Genomic DNA, 20,893 nt, shown 5'->3' with positions numbered 1-20,893 from the left:
CGGGCGCCTGCGACATCAGTATGCGTTGGCGAGGCCAGGCTATCGTGGCACGATGACACGGTTCCGCTCTGAGATGGTTCTGCCATGCCGCATACCCCTGCCGAGTCTTTCCCTTTGATTGCAGCTATCGACCTAGGCTCCAACAGCTTCCATATGGTGCTGGCCAAAGCCGATCACGGCGAGATCCGCATCCTCGAACGCCTCGGCGATAAGGTCCAACTGGCCGCCGGCATTGACGAGCAGCGCCTGCTCAGCGAAGAGGCTATGCAGCGTGGGCTCGACTGCCTGCGCCGCTTCGCCCAGCTGACCGCCAGCCTGCCAGAAGGTGCGGTGCGTGTAGTGGGCACCAACGCCCTGCGCGAGGCGCGCAACCGTGGCGAGTTTATCCGCCGCGCCGAAGAAATTCTCGGGCACCCGGTGGAAGTCATATCCGGCCGTGAAGAAGCCCGCCTAATCTACCTCGGCGTGTCGCACAGCATTGCCGACACCCCGGTAAACGCCTGGTCGCCGATATTGGCGGCGGCAGTACCGAATTCATCATCGGCCAACGCTTCGAACCCATGCTGCGCGAAAGCCTGCAGATGGGCTGCGTCAGCTTTACCCAGCGTTTCTTCAAGGACGGCAAGATTACTCCCGCTCGCTATGCCCAGGCTTACACCGCGGCTCGGCTGGAGATCATGGGCATCGAGCACGCCCTGCGTCGCCTCGGTTGGGAAGACGCAGTGGGTGCTTCCGGCACCATCAAGGCCATCGGCCTGACTATTCAAGCGGCCGGGCTTGGCTCGGGCGAGGTCAATGCCGAAGGGCTGGCCTGGCTGAAACGCAAAGTGTTCAAGATTGGCGATGCGGAAAAACTCGATCTCGACGGCATCAAGGTCGATCGCCGCGGGATTTTCCCGGCCGGCCTGGCGATTCTCGAGGCAATCTTCGATGCCTGTGATATCCAACGCATGAGCCACTCGGAAGGCGCGCTGCGTGAAGGCGTGCTGTATGACCTGCTGGGCCGGCATCAGCATGAAGACGTGCGTGAACGCACGCTCAGCTCGCTGATGGAGCGTTACCACGTCGACCTGGAGCAGGCGGCGCGGGTTGAAAGCAAGGCGCTGTCTGCGCTGGGCAAGGTCGCCAAGGACTGGCAACTGCAAGACGACTGCCACCGCGAGCTGCTCAGCTGGGCCGCCAAAGTGCATGAGGTGGGCCTGGATATTGCCCACTACCAGTACCACAAGCACGGCGCTTACCTGGTGGAGCACTCAGACCTTTCAGGTTTTTCCCGCCAGGATCAACAGATGCTTGCCCTGCTGGTACGCGGTCATCGGCGCAATATCCCCAAGGATAAGTTCGCCGACTTCGGTGCCGAGGGCATCAAGCTGATGCGTCTGTGTGTGCTGCTGCGCTTTGCCATCCTGTTTCACCACATTCGCGGCAGCCAAGAAATGCCCGAGGTGCAGCTCAAGGCTCGTGAACAGAGCCTGGAAATTCAATTCCCGGATGGTTGGCTGGCAAACAATCCGCTGACCCAGGCCGATTTCACCCAGGAAGCGGAGTGGCTGAAGCGTATTGGCGTCGAACTGAGCGTACGCTGAGGCGGCGCCAGCACGGCGCCACCTGCGCACAGGTTTAACGGGCGCTGATCAGCGGCGCCGTCAACTTCTCCAGCAAACCAGCCTGCGCGCTGCGCGGGTTCTGGTTGCCACTCGGGCTGCAGCGCAGGTAGCGCCCATCCGATTGCAGCACCCAGGCCTGGGTGTTGTCGCTCAGGTAGCTTTCCAGCTCCTTCTTGACCCGCAGAATCAACTTCTTGCCTTCTACTGGGAAGCAGGTCTCGACGCGCTTATCGAGGTTGCGCTCCATCCAGTCGGCGCTGGACAGGTAGATCTGCTCTTCGCCGCCATTGAGGAAGTAGAACACCCGCGTGTGCTCGAGGAAGCGGCCAATAATCGAGCGCACCTGAATATTGTGCGAGACCCCGGCAATGCCCGGGCGCAGGCAGCACATGCCGCGCACCACCAGCTCAATCTTCACCCCGGCCTGGCTGGCCTTGTACAGCGCGCGGATTATCTTGGCATCGGTCAGCGAGTTGAACTTGGCCATGATGTGCGCCGGCTTGCCTTCGGCAGCCTGGGCGGTTTCGCGGGCGATCATGTCGAGCAGGGTCTTTTTCAAGGTAAACGGCGCATGCAGCAGCTTCTTCATGCGCAGCGTCTTACCCATGCCGATTAGCTGGCTGAACAACTTGGAGACGTCCTCACACAGCGCCACATCAGCGGTCAGCAGGCTGTAGTCGGTGTACAACTTGGCGTTGCCGGCGTGGTAGTTACCGGTGCCCAAGTGCGCGTAGCGGACGATATCGCCGCTCTCACGACGCAGAATCAGCATCATCTTGGCGTGGGTCTTGAAGCCCACCACACCGTAGATCACCACCGCACCGGCCGCCTGCAAGCGGCTGGCCAGCGCCAGGTTGGACTCCTCGTCAAAGCGTGCACGCAACTCGATCACCGCGGTGACTTCCTTGCCGTTACGCGCGGCATCGACCAGCGCATCGACGATTTCCGAGTTGGCCCCCGAGCGGTACAGGGTCTGCTTGATGGCCAGCACATGCGGGTCTTTCGCCGCCTGACGCAGCAGGTCGACCACGGGGGTAAAGGACTCAAACGGATGCAGCAGGAGAATGTCCTGCTTGCTGACCACACTGAAAATGTTCTCAGCGTTCTGCAGTAATTTTGGGATCACCGGAGTGAATGGCGTGTATTGCAGCTCTGGATGGCTCTCCAGACCGGTGATACTGAACAGCCGCGTCAGGTTGACCGGACCATTGACCCGGTACAACTCGGCCTCCGTCAGGTTGAACTGCTTGAGCAGGTAGTTGAGCAATGGCTGTGGGCAGGTGTCGACCACCTCCAGGCGCACCGCATCGCCATAACGCCGGCTGAACAGCTCACCACGTAGGGCGCGGGCCAGGTCTTCGACGTCTTCGGTGTCCACCGACAGGTCGGCGTTACGGGTCAGGCGGAACTGGTAGCAGCCCTTGACCTTCATGCCCTGGAACAGGTCATCGGCGTGGGCGTGGATCATCGAGGAGAGGAACACGAAGTTGTCGCCCGGACCGCCGACATCCTCCGGCACCTTGATGATGCGCGGCAGCAGACGCGGCGCGGGAATGATCGCCAGACCGGAGTCGCGGCCGAAGGCGTCGATGCCTTCCAGCTCGACAATAAAGTTCAGGCTCTTGTTCACCAGCAGCGGGAACGGGTGCGTCGGGTCGAGACCGATCGGGGTGATGATCGGCGCGATCTCGTCGCGGAAATAGCGGCGAACCCAGGCTTTGAGCTTGGCATTCCAGAAACGTCGACGGATAAAGTTGACGTTGTGCTTGGCCAGTGCCGGGAACAGGTTGTCGTTGAGAATGGCGTATTGGCGCTCAACCTGCTCGTGTACCAACTCGGCAATCCGCGCCAGCGCCTGATGCGGTTGCAAGCCATCGGCGCCAGCCTGTTCGCGGGCGAAGTTGATCTGCTTCTTCAGGCCGGCCACACGAATCTCAAAGAACTCGTCGAGGTTGCTGGAGAAGATAAGCAGGAACTTCAGCCGCTCCAGCAACGGGTAGGACTCATCCAGCGCCTGTTCCAGCACGCGGATATTGAATTGCAGTTGTGAAAGCTCGCGGTGGATATACAGGCTGCTGTCATCCAGGTTGTGGATCACCACGGGCGCAGGTGCGACGGGCGCGGGGGCTTCGATCACAGGGGGTTCCACGGCTACAACCTCGTCGACGACCGGCTGGGCGTCTTGCAATTCAGGGGTACTGAGTCCTTCGGTGTTCATTGAAAAGTCCTGGAGGGGCTAGTGCCCCTGTTTCAGTAGTTCTGCCGCGCGCACGGCGAAATAAGTCAGGATGCCATCAGCACCCGCACGCTTGAAGGCGGTCAGTGACTCGAGAATCACCGCCTCGCTCAACCAGCCATTCTGGATAGCCGCCATATGCATGGCGTACTCACCGCTGACCTGATAGACAAAGGTCGGCACTTTGAATTCCGCTTTGACCCGGCAAAGAATGTCCAGGTAGGGCATGCCCGGCTTGACCATGACCATGTCCGCGCCTTCGGCCAGATCTGCTGCCACTTCGTGCAGCGCTTCATCGCTATTGGCGGGGTCCATCTGGTAGCTGGCCTTGTTCGCCTTACCCAGGTTCGCCGCCGAACCCACCGCATCGCGGAACGGCCCGTAGTAGGCGCTGGCGTACTTGGCCGAGTAGGCCATGATGCGCACATTGGAATGATCAGCCAACTCCAGCGCCTCGCGGATCGCCTGCACACGGCCGTCCATCATGTCCGAAGGGGCAACCACCTGGGCACCGGCGTCCGCATGCGACAGCGCCTGCTTGACCAAGGCATCGACGGTGATGTCGTTCTGCACGTAGCCATCGGCGTCGAGAATGCCGTCCTGACCGTGGGTGGTGAATGGGTCCAGGGCCACATCGCTGATCACCCCCAGTTCAGGGAACTTGGCGCGCAGGGCACGGATCGCGCGCTGGGCAATGCCGTCCGGGTTCCAGGCTTCTTCACCGAGCAGAGATTTCTTCTCCAGCGGCGTCACCGGGAACAGCGCCAATGCCGGAATCCCCAAGGCCACCCAGTGCTCAGCTTCTTTGAGCAGCAGGTCGATGGACAAGCGCTCAACACCCGGCATCGAGGCAATCGCTTCGCGGCGGTTTTCGCCGTCGAGGACGAACACCGGCAGAATCAGGTCATCAACACTCAGGCGGTTTTCACGCACCAGGCGCCGGGAGAAATCGTCACGGCGATTGCGACGCAGGCGAGTGGCGGGAAACAGGCGATTGGCGGGGGTAAAGCTCACGACAGACTCCAAAGCCCGTAGCGACGGGCAAGTGTGACAGTTATAAGCGGCCATTATGACCAAAGTATGACAACGCACGACAGCGCTGCGACCGCTTGCCGCAAGCCCAGCCAGCATAACCCTTGGAGCATGACGAGAATATGCCGAACTGGACAGAGTCAGCCGCCGCTTAAACGCCTGAAACGACAACGGTGGAGCAAGCCTGCGCCTGTCCACCGTTGTGGGGCCTGGCCGTTAGCACATTAGGCAGGCACTGCGTTCTCCCCACGTGGCGTCCAGAACAGCGCACCCAGGCTAAGCAGGCTGTAGCCCAACAGCAGCGCCCAGAGCAGCGGCTGACTGGCCAGCAACTCCAGCTGCACAGAAAGCCAGGCCGCCGGCAGGTTTAGCAGCAACCGCAGCACTTCCAGCCGCTTGGCACTGGGGCGGTTCTCCAGCCAGACCCCAAGCACATACAAGCCGACAGCCATCCAGGCCACGCCCAAGAGCATCTGCGCCAGGCTTAGATCGTTACCCAGGCCCAGCAACAGCGTGCCGCCGAGCACATAGAGGCTGAATTGCACAGCGGCATAGCACTTCTGCGCCAAGCTCAGCGGCACATCGAACTTAACGAACTGGCTCAAATCTGCCTTGTGTTGCGGGTATTTCGCCGCGACATCCGCTGGCCGCCAGCCCGTGCGCATAAACCAGATGCGCAACTTGTCCCACCAGGACTCGGCGCGCACGGCATCACGCCACAGCGCCACATAGAACTGCACATTGGCCCACAGCGGATTCCAACTGGCCAGCGGCGTGGTTACGCCGAACACCACCGGCTGGTCATCCAACTCCTCCTGAAAGGTGCCGAACAGGCGATCCCAGACAATGAACACGCCGCCGTAGTTGCGATCCATATACACAGCATTCTGCGCATGGTGCACACGGTGGTTGGACGGCGTGATAAACAGCCACTCGTACCAGCCCAGCTTAGGGATATGCCGGGTATGCACCCAGAACTGATAAAGCAGGTTCAGCGCCGCCGCCGTCAAAAACACCAGCGGCGGCACACCGGCCACGGCCATCGGCAGGTAGAAGATCCAGCCGAAGAGAAACCCGCTGCTGGTCTGCCGTAGCGCAGTGGAGAGGTTGTATTCCTCACTCTGGTGATGCACCGAGTGCGCCGCCCACAGCACGTTGCGCTCATGGCCCAAGCGGTGGTTCCAGTAATAACAGAAGTCGTAGAAAACGAAGGCGAACAGCCAGACCCACAGGCTACTGGCTGATAACTCAAACAGCGCCACGTGCTGCCAGGCCACTGTGTAGGCGAATACACCAACGGCCTTGGTCAACAGGCCCACAGTGGTCGACAGCACGCCAGCGCTGAGGCTGTTGATGGCATCGGAAAACCGGTAAGTGCTGAGGCCGCGCCAACGGTCGAGCAGCAACTCCAGCGCGATCAACCCAAAGAAAAACGGTACGGCGTAGAGGATGTAATTCATGGCGTCACCATTTGCAAAGAAGCGCCATATCGCTGCATGGGGCTAACAGCTAGGATGGCTGCATAAATCTTAGCCCAGTGGTGCACGCCTCTTGCAGCACACCATGCCAAACTAGGTAGCAGATGGCGACAAGCGTGTTCAGGCGCCGACAAATCACAACTCAGCCCAGTGCAGCTGGCAACTCAGGAGAACTTGATGAACAAAAACGTCGCGGTGATTCTTTCCGGCTGTGGTGTCTACGATGGCGCGGAAATCCACGAAAGCGTGATCACCCTGCTACGCCTCGATCAGCGCGGCGCCAAGGTGCAATGCTTTGCCCCCAACGTGGCGCAACTGCATGTGGTCGACCACTACAGCGGCGATGAAATGGACGAAACCCGCAACGTGCTGGTGGAGTCGGCGCGTATTGCGCGCGGCAAGATCAAGGACGTTAAGGAGCTGCATGTCGGTGACTTCGACGCGCTGATCATGCCGGGCGGCTTTGGCGTGGCGAAAAACCTCTCTGACTTTGCCATCAGCGGCGCCAACTGCACGGTGCAGCCGGATGTACTGAGCGCCACCCAGGCCTTCGTCAAAGCTGGTAAGCCGGTCGGACTGATGTGCATTGCCCCGGCGCTGGCGGCAAAAATATTTGGTAGCGGCGTGATCTGCACCATCGGCAACGATCATGAAACCTCCGCAACATTGGTGCAGATGGGTGCTGAGCATCACGAGTGCGATGTCAGCGAAATTGTTGAAGATGCCGAGCGCAAGCTGGTGACGACGCCGGCTTATATGGTTGCCCAATCAATCAGCGAAGCCGCCTCGGGCATCAACAAGCTGGTGGATCGGGTGCTGGAGCTCAGCCACCCGGTTTAAGCAATCCAAGGCCAATCCCGCCAATGCGCGCGGCACACCCGCCGCGCCACTGGCCAGATCAGCCACAGTGCGGCAGGTTGATCGTCCCTTCGTCCAGGCACGATCTCCATGAGCAACCCACCTTTCGAGCTGAACGCCGAGCTGCAACAAGCGGTCAGTCAGTTCTTCCAGCGTATTCCCTTCAACCAGATGCTCGGCATCGAGCTGGATGAGTTGAGCAGCCAGCGCGTCACCATGCACCTGCCGATGAAGCCCGAGCTGATCGGTAACTTCGTCCACGGCATTCTGCATGGCGGGGTGATTTCCTCACTGCTGGATGTCGCGGGCGGCGCCATGGCCCTGATTGGCGCCTTCGACAAACACCAGCACCTGTCCAGCGCCGAACGCATGACGCGGCTGTCCAAACTCGGCACCATCGACCTGCGTATCGATTACCTGCGCCCCGGGCGCGGCCAGCGCTTTACGGCCACCGCCGTACTGCTGCGCAGCGGCAACAAGGTAGCGGTGGTGCGCAGCGAATTGCACAGCGATGACGGCACCCTGGTGGCGGTCGGCACCGGCACCTATCTGTGCGGATAGGCGTCAGGCCTGACGCTGCATGCGCGTGAGGATGCGGTCCAGTGAATTGGCAAAGGCCTGCTTGTCGCGCTCGCCATAAGGCGGCTGCCCGCCACCGACTTGGCCCGACTCACGCAGCTCGGTGAACAAGTTACGCACCGCCAGTTTGTCGCCCATGTTGCGCTCATCAAACTCACGGCCGCGCGGGTCAAGCACCGCCACGCCCTTTTTCACCAGGCGATCAGCCAACGGTACATCGCTGCAAATCACCAGCTCACCGGGCACGGCATGTTCCACCAGGTAATCATCGGCGGCATCCGGGCCACTGGGTACCACGATCAGCCGCACACAGCTGTAGGCCGGCTTAACCTGAGCCTGACCGGCCACCAATAACACCTCGAAGCGTCGCTTCAGGGCGAACTTCACCACCTGATCCTTGGCCGCCTTGGGGCAGGCATCGGCATCAATCCATACGCGCATGGCACATTACTCTTTGCAGGCAAGCCGACATGGTAAGCCATGCCGGCAACCGCTTGGCGCTTAGACCGCTAGCCGACGCTGCTCGCCCAACCAGCTACGCCCATAAAACAGCGCAATGGCCGCCAACGCGACGGCCTGGGCCGCGAGGCCGTAAGCATCCGCATGAATACCCAGCCAGTCGAATTCGAAGAAGGCCACGGGGTGCGTGTTCAGCACGCCGGCTTCTTGCAAGGCCGCCACACCGTGACCGGCAAACACCACCGAGAGCACGCACAATAGCACCGCGTTAGCGCCGAAGAAGGTCGCCAGCGGTAGCTTGCGTGAACCGCGCAGAATCACCCAGGCCAAGCCAAGCAGCAGCGCCAGAGCGGCAGCGGCACCCGCCAGGACCATGCCATGCCCCTGCGGGCCGGCCTGCAGCCAGAGGGTTTCGTAGAACAGGATGACTTCAAACAGCTCGCGGTACACCGAGAAGAACGCCAGTACGGCAAAGCCGAAACGGCCACCACCACCGACCAGACTGCTCTTGATGTAATCCTGCCACGCCGCGGCATGCCGGCGGTCATGCATCCACACGCCCAGCCAGAGCACCATGACACTGGCAAACAGCGCGGTAACGCCCTCAAGCACCTCGCGCTGAGCGCCGCTGACATCTATCAGGTACGCCGCCAGCGCCCAGGTGGCCACCCCGGCCAGCAGGGCCAAGCCCCAACCGACGTGCACACTGCGCACCGCCTGCTGCTGCCCGGTGTTACGCAGGAAGGCGAGAATCGCCGCCAACACCAGAATCGCCTCCAACCCTTCGCGCAGCAGGATCAGCAAGCTGGAGAAGAAGCTCAGCGAATCCGACAAACCATCGCTGTCGAGCAATGCCGCGGAAGTGGCCAGCTCGGTCTTGGCCTGCTCCAGACGTTGCGCCGCCTGAGGCACCGACAAGCCGTCTTGCAGCGCCTGCCGGTAAGCCATTAGGGCGCGCTCGGTGGTTTTGCGCTGCGCCGGATCGAGGTTGTTCAACGCCCCCTCGACCAGCTCGAAGCCTTCCAGATAAGCCGCGACAGAAAGGTCATAGGCCTGCTCGTGATCGCCGTCGCGGTAGGCGCTAAGGCTGCGCTCAAGCATCGCCTGGGTATGCCCAATCAACTGCTGCGGGCCGCGTTGTTGCGCCGGCGGCTGCGCACGTTGAGCGCGGAACCGTGCAGCAGCCGCCTCACCTTGCTCAGCGCTGACTTCGGCAGGGGTCATACCCGACAACGCAGTCAGGCTGAACGGCTCACCCTGGGCAGTTGAAGTGGCGCTAAACCCGGCGATATAACTCGCCAGGTCCCAACGCTGGCGCTCATCCAGCTGATCAGCAAAGGCCGCCATATCGGTGCCGTCGATACCCAGACCGACGGTGTTGTACAGGTCATACAGGCTTAACCTGTCCAGCCGCGTCAGGTCGCGCAGGTTAGACGGTGGCGGCTCCAAACCAAGGCCGGCCGGCCCATCGCCGGCACCGCTGGCACCATGGCAAACGCTACAGTGCTGGGCGAACAACGGCGCGCCACGGCTGGGGTTGGGCGTGATGGCCGGAGCCTGGCTGACGCCATAGGCCGTGGCCAGCGTCGCGGCCAGTTCACGGGCCTTCAGGGCGACCTGGTTGCCCTCGACACGCTGCTCGATACCCGTGCGCAGACTGGCCACGCCCTGCTGCAGTTCGGCCTGCTCGTCACGCGCCGGCAGCGCAACGATCAAGCCTTGCAGTACAGTAAGAAATTCCAGCTGCTCGCGGTATTCGCCGGAGTCGACAACTTGTCCATTGGACACGGTGGCTGGGTAGTCAGCCCCCAGGTAACCCAACAAATGCAAAGCTTGCGCCGCGCCCTCAATAGGCTCGGCCATAACAGCCAGGCTGCACAGCGCCAACACGGGCACCAGCAACCAGCTGCAGAAACGCAATACGGAAGTCATAGAGGATAGGATCCAAATACGAATGAATGACAATACCATTGTCATCCTCATACTGACTTTCCTCAACCTCTGATCGACCAAGACCTGCGACGGATTGTCGCAATCACGCAGGAGTGCTCCGATGAGTTTTTCGCAACGCCTCGACGAACCGGCCTATGCACTGGTCTGTGGCGCCAGCCGTGGTATCGGCCTGGCACTGACCACGCAGCTATTGGCCCGCGCAGATATAGCCGGTGTTTGGGCGGTTGCCCGCCAAGCCAGCCAAGCTCCTGAACTGAAGGCACTGGCCCTAGAACATGGCACGCGCCTGCACTGCCTGGATGTCGATGTATGCGATGAACAGGCCCTAAGTGAATTGGCCACACAGCTGCGCGCGGCCATACCGCGCCTGCACCTGCTGCTGTGCACGGTCGGAGTGCTACAGGACGGCGCCGCAAGAGCTGAAAAAGGGCTGGCCCAACTCAACCTTGAGGGGCTGCTAACCACCTTTGCACGCAACAGCTTCGCGCCGATCTTGCTGCTCAAGCATCTGCTGCCGTTGTTACGCGGCAAGCACCCGTGCACGGTCGCGGCGCTGTCGGCACGGGTTGGCTCAATTGGCGACAACCGCCTCGGCGGCTGGTACAGCTACCGCGCCAGCAAGGCCGCACTCAACCAGTTGCTGCACACCGCCAGCATTGAGCTCAGCCGCCTGAATCCCAACAGCTGCGTACTCAGCCTGCACCCCGGCACCACCGACACTGAGCTGTCGAAACCCTTTCAGGCCAATGTGCCGGCCGACCAACTGTTCACCCCAAGCTACGCCGCCGAATGCCTGCTGGCGCAGGTTGAGCAACACGGCCCGGCGCAGACCGGCAGCTTCTGGGGCTGGGACGGCCAGCCGATTCCCTGGTAGCTAAACCCGCTTAGATCAGATCGGCGCGCGGCGCACACTGGCCAGCAAGGCCGCCGCACCAATAAACAGCGCGCCGAAGGTGCGGTTCATCAGTTGCTGTTGGCGTGGCGAACGCAGCGCACGCAACACCCGCGCCGCCAGGCCGGTGTAGCCAGCCATAACGATCAGATCAACGCAGATCATGGTCACGCCTATCAGCAGGTACTGGATCAACAACGGTGCCTGTGGATTGATGAATTGCGGCAACACCGCGAGTATAAAAACGATCGCCTTGGGGTTACCGAAATTGACCAGAAAACCGCGCAACACCAAGCTCAGCGGCCGCCCGATGGGACGCTCGGTTTGCGCCGTCATATCACTGGGCAAGGCCTGCCACTGGCGATAGCCGAGGTACACCAGGTACGCCACGCCAAACCACTTGATCAGACTGAAGGCCAACTCCGACGCTGCCAAGACCGCCCCGACCCCAGCCGCCACAATAGCGATCTGCAACGCCAAGCCCAGCTGCAAACCTAGAGCATTCCAGTAGCCCCGCCAGAAGCCATACTGCAAACCGGCCGACATCGAAGCAATCGCCCCGGCGCCTGGCGACAGGCTGATGATCCAACAGGCAACAAAGAACGCAAGCCAGGTTTCCAATACCATCGCACACACCTCAAACGGAACAATAAAAAAGGGGTAAGCCATGCAGCCTACCCCTTGTTGTGTAACTCGCACAGCCAGTGAATCAGTCCGGCGAACCTTTACGCAGCTGCACTGGATCCAACCCTTCTTCCTTGCGCGCGCGGGCACGGGCCACACGCATGCGGATATTGACGGCTTCCACCGCCAGCGAGAAGGCCATGGCGAAGTACACATAACCCTTAGGCACATGCACGCCGAAGGCTTCAGCAACCAGCACAGTACCGACCACGATGAGGAACGACAGGGCGAGTATTTTCAGGCTCGGGTGCTTGTCGATAAAGTCGCTGATGGTGCCTGCCGAGAGCATCATCACGATCACCGAGATGATGATGGCCGCGACCATGACGGGCACGTTATCGACCAGGCCGACAGCAGTGATTACCGAGTCGAGCGAAAAGACGATATCGATGATGGCTATCTGCACGATGATGCCCATAAAGCCATAGGTCTTGCCGCCGACGGTCTGGGCTTCCTCTTCGCCTTCCAGGCTGTGGAAGATCTCGGCGGTGCTCTTCCACAACAGGAACAGACCACCGAAGAGCAGGATCAGATCACGCCCGGAGAAGCCTTGATCGAACACATGGAACAGGTCGGCCGTCAGGCGCATCACCCAGCTGATCGACAGCAGCAGCAAAATGCGCGTGCCCATGGCCAGCGCCAGGCCAAAGAAGCGCGCCTTGGGTTGCTGATGCTTGGGCAGGCGGCTGACCAGGATCGAGATAAAGATGATGTTGTCGATGCCGAGGACAATTTCCAGGGCAGTCAGGGTCAGAAACGCGACCCAAATTTCAGGGTTGCTCAGCCATTCCATAGGAATCAGATCTCGGAGGTACGCTCAGGGGGGAGTTGACCATTACGCCAGCGGCGCACGGCTTTTTGGAAAAACAGGCTATTGGGAATCTGCACCCAGGCGCCGGGCGCATCACCGCTGAGGTCTTCCAGGGTGGTGTAGAACAGGTTGATCGCTACCACGCGCCCACGCACGCCGGGTTTGTCGGCACTTTCCAGCACCTCGACACAATCACCCAGGCGGAACGGCCCCATGGCGAAAATCAGCAGCGCGCAGAACATGTTGGACAACACGCTCCAGATGGCGAAAAAGGCAATCGCCGCCACGGCGGCAAACCCCGTGAGGGCCGTCCACAGCACCTGAGCGGAAACGCCCAAACGCTCCAGCACCAACATAAAGGCACTGCCGAGAATCAACCAGCGCAGCAAACCGCGCAACGGCATCAGTAGCTCGGCCGGTAGCTGCGGATAACGGTTGCCGAGACGGGTGATACCGCGAGTGAAGATGCGCTGAAACACCCAGGCCAGCAGCAGGATCAAGATCACCTGGCCAGTTCTGACCAGCGGTTCGCGCCAGGTCATCAGCCATTCAAGGGTAGGCAGGGTGATGTTCAACTGGCCGCTTCCAGCTCAGCCTGCAAGGCTTCGAGGGTTTCCAGTGCAGACATCCAACGATCCTCCAGATCGGCTTCGCGGCTTTTCAGCTTAGCCTGCTCGGCCAGGGCATCACGCAATGCGTCCTTCTGCGCGGTTTCGTAGATATCGCTGTCAGCCAAACGAGCTTCCACGGCAGCCAGCTTTTCATGCAGCTGGCCCAGCTCTTTCTCCAGCTTGTCGGCTTCACGCTTGTGCGGCGCCAGTTGCTGACGCAAAGCGGCTGCGGCCTGTCGCTGCACACGCTTGTCGGCTTTATCCGGATTGATCTCGCCGCTGCTGGTCGGTGCCTGCCGCGTGCGGTAATCCACCAGCCAACGCGCGTAGTCTTCCAGATCACCATCGAAGGGCTGAACCTGACCATCGGCGACCAGCAGAAACTCATCGGTGGTGCTTTTCAGCAAGTGCCGGTCGTGGGACACCACCACTACGGCACCGCTGAATTCCTGCAGCGCCATGGTCAACGCCAGGCGCATCTCCAGGTCAAGGTGGTTGGTGGGTTCGTCGAGCAGCAGCAGGTTGGGCTTGCCCCAGGCAATCAACGCCAAGGCCAGACGGGCTTTTTCACCGCCGGAGAAATTCAGCACCGGCTCGTCACAACGCGGGCCACGGAAGTCAAAACCACCGAGGAAATCGCGCAGGGTCTGCTCACGCTCGGTCGGTGCCAGGCGCTGGAAGTGCAGCAATGGGCTGGCCTTGTCATCTAGGGCATCGAGCTGGTGTTGGGCAAAGTAGCCAACCACCAGGTTCTCGCCGCGCTGCAGGTGACCGCTGATGGGTTGCAACTCGTTCGACAGGTTCTTGATCAGGGTCGACTTACCCGCGCCGTTCGGCCCGAGCAGGCCCAAGCGCGCGCCGGGAACCAAGCTCAGTTTGACCTTTTCCAGTACCACCTTGTCGCCATAACCGAGGCGGCCTTCGCTAAGGTTCAGCAGCGGGCTGGAAATCTTGTCCGCCTCGCGGAAGCTGAAATCAAAGGGCGAGTCGACATGCGCGGCCGACAGCTCTTCCATGCGCTCCAGCGCCTTGATCCGGCTCTGCGCCTGACGGGCTTTAGTGGCTTGCGCCTTGAAGCGAGCGATGTATTTTTCCATGTGCGCACGCTGCACTTGCTGCTTCTCGTACGCTTGCTGCTGCTGCGCCAGGCGTTCGGCCCGAGTGCGCTCGAAGGCCGAATAACCGCCGCGATACAGGGTCAGCTTCTGCTGATCGAGGTGGGCCACGTGATCGACCACCGCATCGAGGAAGTCACGGTCGTGAGAAATCAACAGCAACGTGCCGGGATAGCCCTTCAACCAGCTTTCCAGCCAGAGAATCGCATCCAGATCGAGGTGGTTGGTGGGCTCGTCGAGCAGCAGCAGGTCGGACGGGCACATCAGCGCCTGCGCCAGATTCAGGCGCATACGCCAACCGCCGGAGAAGTCGCCGACGCGCCGGTCCATCTGCGCGCTGTCGAAACCCAGGCCGGCAAGCAACTTGCGCGCACGGGCATCGGCGGTGTAGCCGTCGAGGGTGTCCAGCTCGATGTGCAAGCGCGCCACCGCAGCGCCGTCATGCGCGGCTTCGGCGATGGCCAATTCGGCCTGCACCCGACGCAACTGCACGTCACCATCAAGCACATAGTCCACCGCCTGGCGCTCGACTGCGTCGATCTCCTGGCGCATGTGGGCCACTCGCCAATCGGCGGGAATCAGGCAGTCGCCCGCGTCCGCACTCAGCTCGCCACGAAACAGGGCAAACAGGCTGGATTTGCCGGCGCCATTGGCGCCGATCAGGCCGGCTTTGTGGCCGGGGTGCAGGGTCATCTCGGCGTCTTCTAGCAAACGCTGAGGGCCACGCTGTAAAGTCAGGTTCTGGAGTCGGATCATAATGGCGGCGGAGTCTACCAGAGTCCCCCTTGAGAAATCCGGAAAGCACCATGTCCACTGATCTGTGGCGATTCGCCGAAGCACTCTATCAACGCCCCGGCGTCGAAGCCGCCTGCCTGCAATTACAAGCGCAAGGGGCTGACGTCTGCCTGCTGCTGTGCGCCGCCTGGCTGGAGCGTCATCAGGTGACCTGCAACCAAGCACGCATCAATGCCCTGCATGGCCTTGCGCAGCCTTGGCAGCAGCAGGTAATCGAACCCCTGCGACAGGTACGGCAAGCCTGGCGCGAGCAGGCTCAACGCGATAAGCCCTTGGCGCACCTGCGCGAACAGGTGAAATGGCTTGAGTTAGAGGCTGAGCGAGAGCTGCTGGAACGTCTGGCAGCGCAGATTCAGAACTGGCGAAACGACGCCGCAATAGCGCCCGCAGAATGGCTGGAACGCCTGACGGGTGATGCGGCCGACCACGATGCGCTGCACAGGCTACGCACCGCGGCGGCTCAACTCACGGACTAAACGGCGCCAGGCGCGGCGCTGTCAGCGGCTGTAACAGGCGCTTCGACCTTGGCAGCTACAGGCTTACTGGCGGGCTTAGCTGCTGGAGCTTTTTTAAAGGCAGGCTTAGCGGCAGTCGCCCTGCTCGCGGCAGGCTTGGCGCTGCTGGCAACTGCCGGCGTCTTGACTGGCGGTTTTGCCGCTGGCTTGGCTGCAGCGGGTGCTTTGGCCGGTGCCTTAGCAGGCGCCTTGGCGGCTGGTTTCGCGGGCGCCTTAGCGGCAACTGGCTTGGCCGGCGCTTTCGCCACAGGCTTTGCTACCGCAGGGGCTTTAGCCGCTGGCTTCGCCGGAACCTTGGCAGTGCTTGTCGCAGGCTTGCTGGCGGGCGCTTTTGCCGGGGCTTTGCGGGCCACTGGCTTGGCCGCAGGCTTGACCATCGCCGCCTTGGCAGTGCGGCTATCCAACGCCTTGTTCGCGGCTTCTTTGACCTTACCGACGCCCTGAGCCAGTTTCAGGCTTTCCTGAGCGTCACGCTTAAGCTCGGCAATATAGCTGCGGGTTTCGCTTTGACGGTCTTTCAAGGTATCGAGCAGTTGCTCCAACTCAGACACAGCGTCTTTTGCTTTGGCCTGGGCCTTGGCTTTACCCGCAACGGCGGCGTCCTGCATTTTGCTGCGTGCTTTATGCAGTTTTTCCTGAGCTTTGCCGCGCTGCTTTTCCAGCTTGGCGAGCAACTTCTCAGCATCAACCAAGGCACGCGTGCACGCGTCCTCAAGATGCTCAAGCAGGCTACTGGAAAGCTGCTGCAGCAAGTGCAGTGGGGTACTCACTGAGTTCTTCTTTGCGTTCTTTTTAGCCGACATGACGCGCCTCCTGGCGGATGAGATGACGTCATACTAGACCTCCTCTCGCCTGCCTTGCCACCTCGTGCATTGAGGTGGCGCACTTGGCAGGCATAATCGGTGCACCTTCGGCCGGAGAACCGCCATGTCACGCTTTACCCTGCTTCTGATCTGCCTGCTCACGCCCTGGGCTCAAGCAGATAATTACGACCATGATCTCGCCTACAGCCTGGGGGTCAAACTCGGCGAGCGGCTGCGCGATGAGGTGCCTGATTTACAGCTGCAGGCCCTGCTCGACGGGCTGCGCCAGGCCTACCACGACGAGCCGCTGGCACTGGACGCCAAGCGCATCGAAAGCCTGCTGGCTGAGCATGAAACGCATCTGAGCGCAGCGCCGGAACGCGTCGAAAAAGCCAAGGCCGCCGAGCGCCGCTTTCTCGCCAGGGAGAAAGCCAAAGCAGGCGTGCGCGTGCTGCAGGATGGTGTGCTGATGCAGGAACTGCGCGCGGGCAGCGGTCGCAAACCGGGCCCGAAAGACCGTATTCAAGTGCGCTATATCGGTTTTTTGGCCGATGGCAGCCAGTTTGACGAAAGCCAGACTGCGCAGTGGTTTCGCTTGGATAGCGTAATCGCCGGATGGCGCAGCGCCGTGCAGGAGATGCCGGTGGGCGCGCAGTGGCGTTTGGTGATTCCCTCGGCCCAGGCGTATGGCGAAGAGGGTGCAGGGGATCTGATCCCCCCCTACGCACCCCTGGTGTTCGAACTGGAATTGCTCGACACCAAGGAGTAGCGAGTCAGAGCGCTGGCGCGGCCTGTTCCTGGTGGGCGTTGTGCAGGACTTCAATCAGGCAGTCCTCCAACTCGAAACGCTCATGCAGGAGCTGACCCAGGCGTTTCAGCTCATCAAGCAGCGATGCTGAATCAGCGCAGTCGCCCGTGTCGCAGCGGTCATTAAACGCCAGCGCAACTTCGGTAATGACCTCGATACGCGGGTAGATTTGCTTGGCTAATTCAAGCCCGCGCTGATCACCAAATGCTTTGGCTTCGCTGGTCAATTGCTCATAGACCTCGAAGTGACCCGCCGACACATAGTCGACCAGGATTTCGCAGAAGTTCAGCAGCGTCTTGGCCTTTGGCGCTTGCGCTGAACTGTCGATGGCCGCGTATGCCTCCACCAGTTCCTTGCGCTCTTGCAGCCAGCGATCAATCAGCAGGTGAACCCCACCCCAGCGTTCTTGGGCGTTCTGACAACTCTCGAGCATGATGACCTCTACTTCCCTATTGCTATTAGTGTTGTTCGCCTGCATCGAGACAGTTTTTTGTCAGTTCGTGCAGGGTCGGGGAAGACAGCCGTGAAGCGGCAACTTTCCGGCAGTGCTGCAGCCAGACTATTCCCGCAGGCCTAAGCCTTCAAGGCAGCTCCGGAGATAATTTCATACAAGCGTTTAACCGGCAATTACTGAGTACCCTCAACCACCGCGGGCTTATAAAAGCTCAGGGTAACCTGGCCAAGATCAATGCCCCACTTGGACATACGCGCCCGGTTGAGCATAACCTGACCGTCTATCAGGTACATCCAATCATCAAAATCAACGACATAGGTCGAGTCATCAACCTTCAGGCGCAGCTGGTAACGCCAATTTAGGGCGTTACCAGCAACGTGACCGATAGCCTCGCCCACCACATCATCGGCAGTGCCACGCCAACTGCCATCGACCTGTTTCTTCAGGGTCCAGACGCGCCGTTCGGTGCTGCCATCGCTGTAGGTGAAGCGCTCATCGAGCACGCCAACATCGCCTTGCCAAGTACCGGTCATGGCGACGTGGAAACGCTTAACCACCCCCCCAGAACGGTTCTGAAACATGCCCCAGGCCTGCAACTCACCGTTGAAGTAATCACTCAACTCCAGGCTGGGCTGCTCATGGGCATAGTCGCTTACCTGGGGCCCCGCACAACCGAGCAGTAACGCCGCCAGGCATCCCATCAACAAGGCTCGCATAAGCACCTCGCAAAACGCTTAGTTCAGGTGGTTGCCGGTAAAGCCGGCGCGCACAACCGTGAATCGAGCAGATTCAGACCTTCTTGATACAGGCTGTTACTGCGCTCCAGGTCACCCAACTGCGCTTGCAGACGGGCCAGCTCGGTGCAGGTTTCCGGATGACGCTGGAAGGTCAGGCTGCTTTCCAGGTAATCCTGGGCCTTACCCCACAGTTGGCTGTGCAGGCATAGTCGCCCCAACGTCAACAGCAAGCCGGCATCGTCAGGGTGCTGCTTCAGCCAGCCTTCGGCCGCCTGTAACTGCCGCCCCAGGTCCGCCCCACGCAGCAAGCCGTACAAACGCACCAGGGCCGTGTCGTAATGCTGTTTGAGGAAATGCCGCAGCAGCTCTTCCGCCTCAGCTTCGGCGCCCAGTTGGCGCAGTTGCTCGGCATACACCGCCACCAATTCGGGCTGCTTATGCTGTGCTGCCGGCATGGCTTGCCAGGCCTGTTGCAACACCCCTAGGGCCGCTTGCGCGTCGCCGTCTACCTGCTGCCCCGCCTGCAACAAGCGCCCGCGCCAAGCCTGGCGTTCCAGTTCGCTCAATTCGGCATTGCCGAGGATTTTTTCCTTACGCAGATCCGGCAACAGGCCAAGCAGGGCCGACCAATCTTCAGACTGCAGATAAAGCTGCTGCAGCTGGCGCAGCACGAGGTGGTGGTGCGGGTGGCGCGAGCGCATGACCTGCAAGGTCTCCAGCGCCTCAGCAGTCTGGCCGCGCGCCAGTTGTAGCTCAGCATGCTGCAAGGCAATCGCCAGCTCCGCTTGCGGCTGACGATTGAGGGCCTGTTCCAGCAGGTCGTCACTGTCTTCGTGTTGACCCAGCTGGTGCGCTGCACGCGCAGCACCCAGGTAATAACTCAACGGCTGCGGCGAATGGTTTGCCGCCTGTTTCAGGTGACGCAGCGCACGCGCCCAGCGGCCTTCGGCCAGGTCAAGAAAGCCCTGCTGCGATGCCACACGCACACGGCGACGATTGTGCAGAGAGGACCAGGGGTTGAGTAAAGCACCAGACGTGACCAGCAACCTCGAACTCAGGCGCACCAGGTAAACCAACAGCCAAGCCACCAGCACCAGCGCTACAAATGCCCACAGACTGGACTCATAACGGAAGCCCTGAAAGGCAATCAGCACATAGCCCTTGTCCTTGGCCAACGGCAGACCGAACAACACCAGGCTGGCGACGCCGGCGACAACCGCCAAGATCAACAGCAACCAGTAGATACGCTTCATTGCAGCGCCTCCTGCGATGAAGCCTCAGCTGCCTCTGTGGCACTGGCAGTTGGCTTAGTCTCGCTCGGCTGCTGCAGACGCGCGGCCTGCTTGGCCTGAATATATGCCTGCACGGCATTCAGCGTCGGCGCTAAGTCCGGAGGTGTCACCGCAATCGGCTGCTCAGCCAACTCATCGATCCGCGCGCGCAAGGCACGGCTGTTCGGGTTGTCCAAATCAAAGTGCGCATCCAACACCTCGCGCGCCTGCTGCAACGCCTGTCGATAAACAGCGCTCTGGCCATGCAACGCGCCCCACTGCGCCTGCTCCAGCGCCAGACTGAGCGCCAGACGCACCTGAGTCAGGCTCTGGCCGGCTAACATCGGGCGAATATTGTGATCGGCATTGAAGTCGATGCGGAAATATTCCGACAAAGTCTGCAAGGCGCGCTGCCACCATTGCGGCTCAGCTGCACCCTCGCTCGCCAACTCACTGAGCACGCCACCTTCACCACTAAACACCGGAGCTTGGGCGTTGAGTTGCGCCACCTGTTCACGCAACGCGCCAAGCTGGAGGAACAACCCGGTACGGTCAGGGTTGAGGGTCGAACGTAGCGCTTGCAGGCTCTTGGCCAACTGCTCGCGAGCAGCAAACGCAGCGGGATCATCCTGTTCCCGGAGGATTTCATCGGCGGCCTGCACCAGCGCGGTGGCGCTGTTGATGTCCTGCAACGCAGACAGTCGCAGACTGGCCAAGCGCAGCAGGTGCTCGGCTTCAGCCAGGCGCCAGTCTTGCCGGCTGGCTCCCAGTACTGTTTCCAGACGCTGATTAAGTAACTGCTGGCCACCCTGCAACTGCGTCAGCAGGCGACGACGCGACTCCAGCTCATCAACGCTGGGCAGCTGGTCTATACGCGCCTCCAGCGCCCGACCAACCTGCGTCAGACTCTGCGCCGCGCTCAGCGCTTCATTACGCCCATCCTGCAACTGGCTCAGCTGCTGCTTCTCGCGTGCATCCATCCCGTGGAGCTGCCAAAGCCCCCAGCCCCCAGCTCCGGCACCTGCCGCCGCAATCAGTAATGCCAGCAGCGCCAGGCCGTTACCACGCGCGGCCGTTTTATTCGCGGCGGGTGCAGGCTTGAGCGGTATGTTCGTGGCGGCATCCACCGGCGTCTGCTCTTGCTCGTTCGGGGCTTGATCTTTCGGAGTAGTTGCTTCGCTCACGTATCCATCCT

Annotated in this window: 19 protein-coding genes and 1 pseudogene; 6 read left to right on the top strand and 14 right to left on the bottom strand. The window is 61.0% G+C overall.

Annotated elements, in window-relative coordinates; genetic code table 11:
• Nucleotides 1-84: 84 nt before the first annotated feature.
• Nucleotides 85-1,586: pseudogene (gene ppx / locus ACEPAJ_RS04650) on the top strand (exopolyphosphatase).
• A 34-nt stretch (nucleotides 1,587-1,620) separates the two neighbouring features.
• Here the strand turns inward: ppx and ppk1 are convergent.
• The 3 genes from ppk1 to ACEPAJ_RS04635 form a co-directional block, all read right to left on the bottom strand.
• Nucleotides 1,621-3,825, bottom strand: a complete 2,205-nt coding sequence (gene ppk1, locus ACEPAJ_RS04645) for a polyphosphate kinase 1 (protein WP_274088233.1) — start codon at nucleotides 3,823-3,825, stop codon at nucleotides 1,621-1,623.
• A gap of 18 nt (nucleotides 3,826-3,843) precedes the next feature.
• The gene (hemB, locus tag ACEPAJ_RS04640; protein ID WP_322948683.1) at nucleotides 3,844-4,857 is read right to left on the bottom strand and encodes a porphobilinogen synthase; all 1,014 of its coding nucleotides are present in this window, start codon (nucleotides 4,855-4,857) and stop codon (nucleotides 3,844-3,846) included.
• Between the two features lie 242 nt (nucleotides 4,858-5,099).
• Nucleotides 5,100-6,335: a sterol desaturase family protein gene (locus ACEPAJ_RS04635; protein ID WP_425913807.1), complete on the bottom strand. Its 1,236-nt coding sequence runs from the start codon at nucleotides 6,333-6,335 to the stop codon at nucleotides 5,100-5,102.
• A 195-nt stretch (nucleotides 6,336-6,530) separates the two neighbouring features.
• Here ACEPAJ_RS04635 and elbB point away from each other — a divergent pair, with 195 nt between their 5' ends.
• Complete coding sequence (gene elbB, locus ACEPAJ_RS04630) at nucleotides 6,531-7,193, top strand: isoprenoid biosynthesis glyoxalase ElbB (RefSeq protein WP_425913806.1); 663 nt, start codon at nucleotides 6,531-6,533, stop codon at nucleotides 7,191-7,193.
• A 108-nt stretch (nucleotides 7,194-7,301) separates the two neighbouring features.
• Nucleotides 7,302-7,772 (top strand): thioesterase family protein, encoded by a 471-nt coding sequence (locus ACEPAJ_RS04625; protein ID WP_425913804.1) that lies wholly within the window; start codon nucleotides 7,302-7,304, stop codon nucleotides 7,770-7,772.
• A gap of 3 nt (nucleotides 7,773-7,775) precedes the next feature.
• On the opposite strand, the gene ACEPAJ_RS04620 is transcribed toward ACEPAJ_RS04625, so the two are convergent.
• Together ACEPAJ_RS04620 and ACEPAJ_RS04615 are read right to left on the bottom strand one after the other, a co-directional pair.
• On the bottom strand, nucleotides 7,776-8,231 hold the full coding sequence (locus ACEPAJ_RS04620) for a YaiI/YqxD family protein (RefSeq protein WP_425913803.1): 456 nt from the start codon (nucleotides 8,229-8,231) through the stop codon (nucleotides 7,776-7,778).
• 60 nt (nucleotides 8,232-8,291) lie between these two features.
• Nucleotides 8,292-10,181: an FTR1 family protein gene (locus ACEPAJ_RS04615; protein WP_425913802.1), complete on the bottom strand. Its 1,890-nt coding sequence runs from the start codon at nucleotides 10,179-10,181 to the stop codon at nucleotides 8,292-8,294.
• A gap of 121 nt (nucleotides 10,182-10,302) precedes the next feature.
• Between ACEPAJ_RS04615 and ACEPAJ_RS04610 the strand changes: the two genes are divergently transcribed.
• The gene (locus ACEPAJ_RS04610) at nucleotides 10,303-11,076 is read left to right on the top strand and encodes an SDR family NAD(P)-dependent oxidoreductase (protein WP_425913801.1); all 774 of its coding nucleotides are present in this window, start codon (nucleotides 10,303-10,305) and stop codon (nucleotides 11,074-11,076) included.
• A 15-nt stretch (nucleotides 11,077-11,091) separates the two neighbouring features.
• Here the strand turns inward: ACEPAJ_RS04610 and rhtB are convergent, their stop codons facing one another.
• The 4 genes from rhtB to ACEPAJ_RS04590 form a co-directional block, all read right to left on the bottom strand.
• A complete protein-coding gene (gene rhtB, locus ACEPAJ_RS04605; RefSeq protein ID WP_425917939.1) occupies nucleotides 11,092-11,721 on the bottom strand; it encodes a homoserine/homoserine lactone efflux protein in 630 nt (209 codons plus the stop codon).
• Between the two features lie 82 nt (nucleotides 11,722-11,803).
• Complete coding sequence (locus tag ACEPAJ_RS04600; RefSeq protein WP_425913800.1) at nucleotides 11,804-12,571, bottom strand: TerC family protein; 768 nt, start codon at nucleotides 12,569-12,571, stop codon at nucleotides 11,804-11,806.
• Between the two features lie 5 nt (nucleotides 12,572-12,576).
• Entirely contained in the window at nucleotides 12,577-13,131 is a 555-nt protein-coding gene (locus ACEPAJ_RS04595; protein WP_411912016.1) for a mechanosensitive ion channel domain-containing protein, read from the bottom strand.
• Between the two features lie 29 nt (nucleotides 13,132-13,160).
• Nucleotides 13,161-15,071 (bottom strand): ATP-binding cassette domain-containing protein, encoded by a 1,911-nt coding sequence (locus ACEPAJ_RS04590; RefSeq protein WP_425913799.1) that lies wholly within the window; start codon nucleotides 15,069-15,071, stop codon nucleotides 13,161-13,163.
• A 50-nt stretch (nucleotides 15,072-15,121) separates the two neighbouring features.
• On the opposite strand from ACEPAJ_RS04590, the gene ACEPAJ_RS04585 reads away from it, so the two are divergent.
• Nucleotides 15,122-15,586, top strand: coding sequence for a TIGR02444 family protein (locus ACEPAJ_RS04585; RefSeq protein ID WP_425913798.1), 465 nt, complete (start codon nucleotides 15,122-15,124; stop codon nucleotides 15,584-15,586).
• Here ACEPAJ_RS04585 and ACEPAJ_RS04580 read toward each other — a convergent pair.
• Nucleotides 15,583-16,428: an AlgP family protein gene (locus ACEPAJ_RS04580; protein WP_425913796.1), complete on the bottom strand. Its 846-nt coding sequence runs from the start codon at nucleotides 16,426-16,428 to the stop codon at nucleotides 15,583-15,585. The two genes, ACEPAJ_RS04585 and ACEPAJ_RS04580, sit on opposite strands and share 4 nt — an antisense overlap.
• Nucleotides 16,429-16,552: 124 nt before the next feature.
• Here ACEPAJ_RS04580 and ACEPAJ_RS04575 point away from each other — a divergent pair, with 124 nt between their 5' ends.
• Nucleotides 16,553-17,197 (top strand): FKBP-type peptidyl-prolyl cis-trans isomerase, encoded by a 645-nt coding sequence (locus ACEPAJ_RS04575; protein ID WP_425913794.1) that lies wholly within the window; start codon nucleotides 16,553-16,555, stop codon nucleotides 17,195-17,197.
• A gap of 4 nt (nucleotides 17,198-17,201) precedes the next feature.
• Here the strand turns inward: ACEPAJ_RS04575 and rsd are convergent, their stop codons facing one another.
• The 4 genes from rsd to ACEPAJ_RS04555 form a co-directional block, all read right to left on the bottom strand.
• The gene (gene rsd / locus ACEPAJ_RS04570; protein ID WP_425913793.1) at nucleotides 17,202-17,669 is read right to left on the bottom strand and encodes a sigma D regulator; all 468 of its coding nucleotides are present in this window, start codon (nucleotides 17,667-17,669) and stop codon (nucleotides 17,202-17,204) included.
• A 194-nt stretch (nucleotides 17,670-17,863) separates the two neighbouring features.
• Nucleotides 17,864-18,406 carry a DUF3833 domain-containing protein gene (locus tag ACEPAJ_RS04565; RefSeq protein WP_425913791.1) on the bottom strand — a complete coding sequence of 181 codons (543 nt, stop codon included), beginning with the start codon at nucleotides 18,404-18,406 and terminating at the stop codon, nucleotides 17,864-17,866.
• A gap of 23 nt (nucleotides 18,407-18,429) precedes the next feature.
• Nucleotides 18,430-19,680, bottom strand: coding sequence for a heme biosynthesis HemY N-terminal domain-containing protein (locus tag ACEPAJ_RS04560; protein WP_425913790.1), 1,251 nt, complete (start codon nucleotides 19,678-19,680; stop codon nucleotides 18,430-18,432).
• On the bottom strand, nucleotides 19,677-20,882 hold the full coding sequence (locus tag ACEPAJ_RS04555; RefSeq protein ID WP_425913788.1) for a uroporphyrinogen-III C-methyltransferase: 1,206 nt from the start codon (nucleotides 20,880-20,882) through the stop codon (nucleotides 19,677-19,679). The genes ACEPAJ_RS04560 and ACEPAJ_RS04555 overlap by 4 nt, the downstream gene beginning before the upstream one ends.
• Nucleotides 20,883-20,893: the final 11 nt, after the last annotated feature.

The organism is Pseudomonas sp. GWSMS-1 (assembly GCF_049847425.1).
Lineage (GTDB): Bacteria > Pseudomonadota > Gammaproteobacteria > Pseudomonadales > Pseudomonadaceae > Aquipseudomonas.
This window is presented reverse-complemented; position numbering and strand designations above follow the sequence as displayed.

What these genes read in the sequence shown, in the direction of transcription:
- ACEPAJ_RS04615 (WP_425913802.1), bottom strand. Translation starts at nt 10,181, where the DNA reads ATGACTTCCGTATTGCGTTTCTGCAGCTGGTTGCTGGTGCCCGTGTTG.
- ACEPAJ_RS04580 (WP_425913796.1), bottom strand. Translation starts at nt 16,428, where the DNA reads ATGTCGGCTAAAAAGAACGCAAAGAAGAACTCAGTGAGTACCCCACTG.
- ppk1 (WP_274088233.1), bottom strand. Translation starts at nt 3,825, where the DNA reads ATGAACACCGAAGGACTCAGTACCCCTGAATTGCAAGACGCCCAGCCG.
- ACEPAJ_RS04575 (WP_425913794.1), top strand. Translation starts at nt 16,553, where the DNA reads ATGTCACGCTTTACCCTGCTTCTGATCTGCCTGCTCACGCCCTGGGCT.
- ACEPAJ_RS04625 (WP_425913804.1), top strand. Translation starts at nt 7,302, where the DNA reads ATGAGCAACCCACCTTTCGAGCTGAACGCCGAGCTGCAACAAGCGGTC.
- ACEPAJ_RS04560 (WP_425913790.1), bottom strand. Translation starts at nt 19,680, where the DNA reads ATGAAGCGTATCTACTGGTTGCTGTTGATCTTGGCGGTTGTCGCCGGC.
- ACEPAJ_RS04590 (WP_425913799.1), bottom strand. Translation starts at nt 15,071, where the DNA reads ATGATCCGACTCCAGAACCTGACTTTACAGCGTGGCCCTCAGCGTTTG.
- ACEPAJ_RS04585 (WP_425913798.1), top strand. Translation starts at nt 15,122, where the DNA reads ATGTCCACTGATCTGTGGCGATTCGCCGAAGCACTCTATCAACGCCCC.
- rsd (WP_425913793.1), bottom strand. Translation starts at nt 17,669, where the DNA reads ATGCTCGAGAGTTGTCAGAACGCCCAAGAACGCTGGGGTGGGGTTCAC.
- ACEPAJ_RS04600 (WP_425913800.1), bottom strand. Translation starts at nt 12,571, where the DNA reads ATGGAATGGCTGAGCAACCCTGAAATTTGGGTCGCGTTTCTGACCCTG.
- ACEPAJ_RS04635 (WP_425913807.1), bottom strand. Translation starts at nt 6,335, where the DNA reads ATGAATTACATCCTCTACGCCGTACCGTTTTTCTTTGGGTTGATCGCG.
- ACEPAJ_RS04620 (WP_425913803.1), bottom strand. Translation starts at nt 8,231, where the DNA reads ATGCGCGTATGGATTGATGCCGATGCCTGCCCCAAGGCGGCCAAGGAT.
- rhtB (WP_425917939.1), bottom strand. Translation starts at nt 11,721, where the DNA reads ATGGTATTGGAAACCTGGCTTGCGTTCTTTGTTGCCTGTTGGATCATC.
- ACEPAJ_RS04565 (WP_425913791.1), bottom strand. Translation starts at nt 18,406, where the DNA reads ATGCGAGCCTTGTTGATGGGATGCCTGGCGGCGTTACTGCTCGGTTGT.
- elbB (WP_425913806.1), top strand. Translation starts at nt 6,531, where the DNA reads ATGAACAAAAACGTCGCGGTGATTCTTTCCGGCTGTGGTGTCTACGAT.
- ACEPAJ_RS04595 (WP_411912016.1), bottom strand. Translation starts at nt 13,131, where the DNA reads ATGACCTGGCGCGAACCGCTGGTCAGAACTGGCCAGGTGATCTTGATC.
- ACEPAJ_RS04610 (WP_425913801.1), top strand. Translation starts at nt 10,303, where the DNA reads ATGAGTTTTTCGCAACGCCTCGACGAACCGGCCTATGCACTGGTCTGT.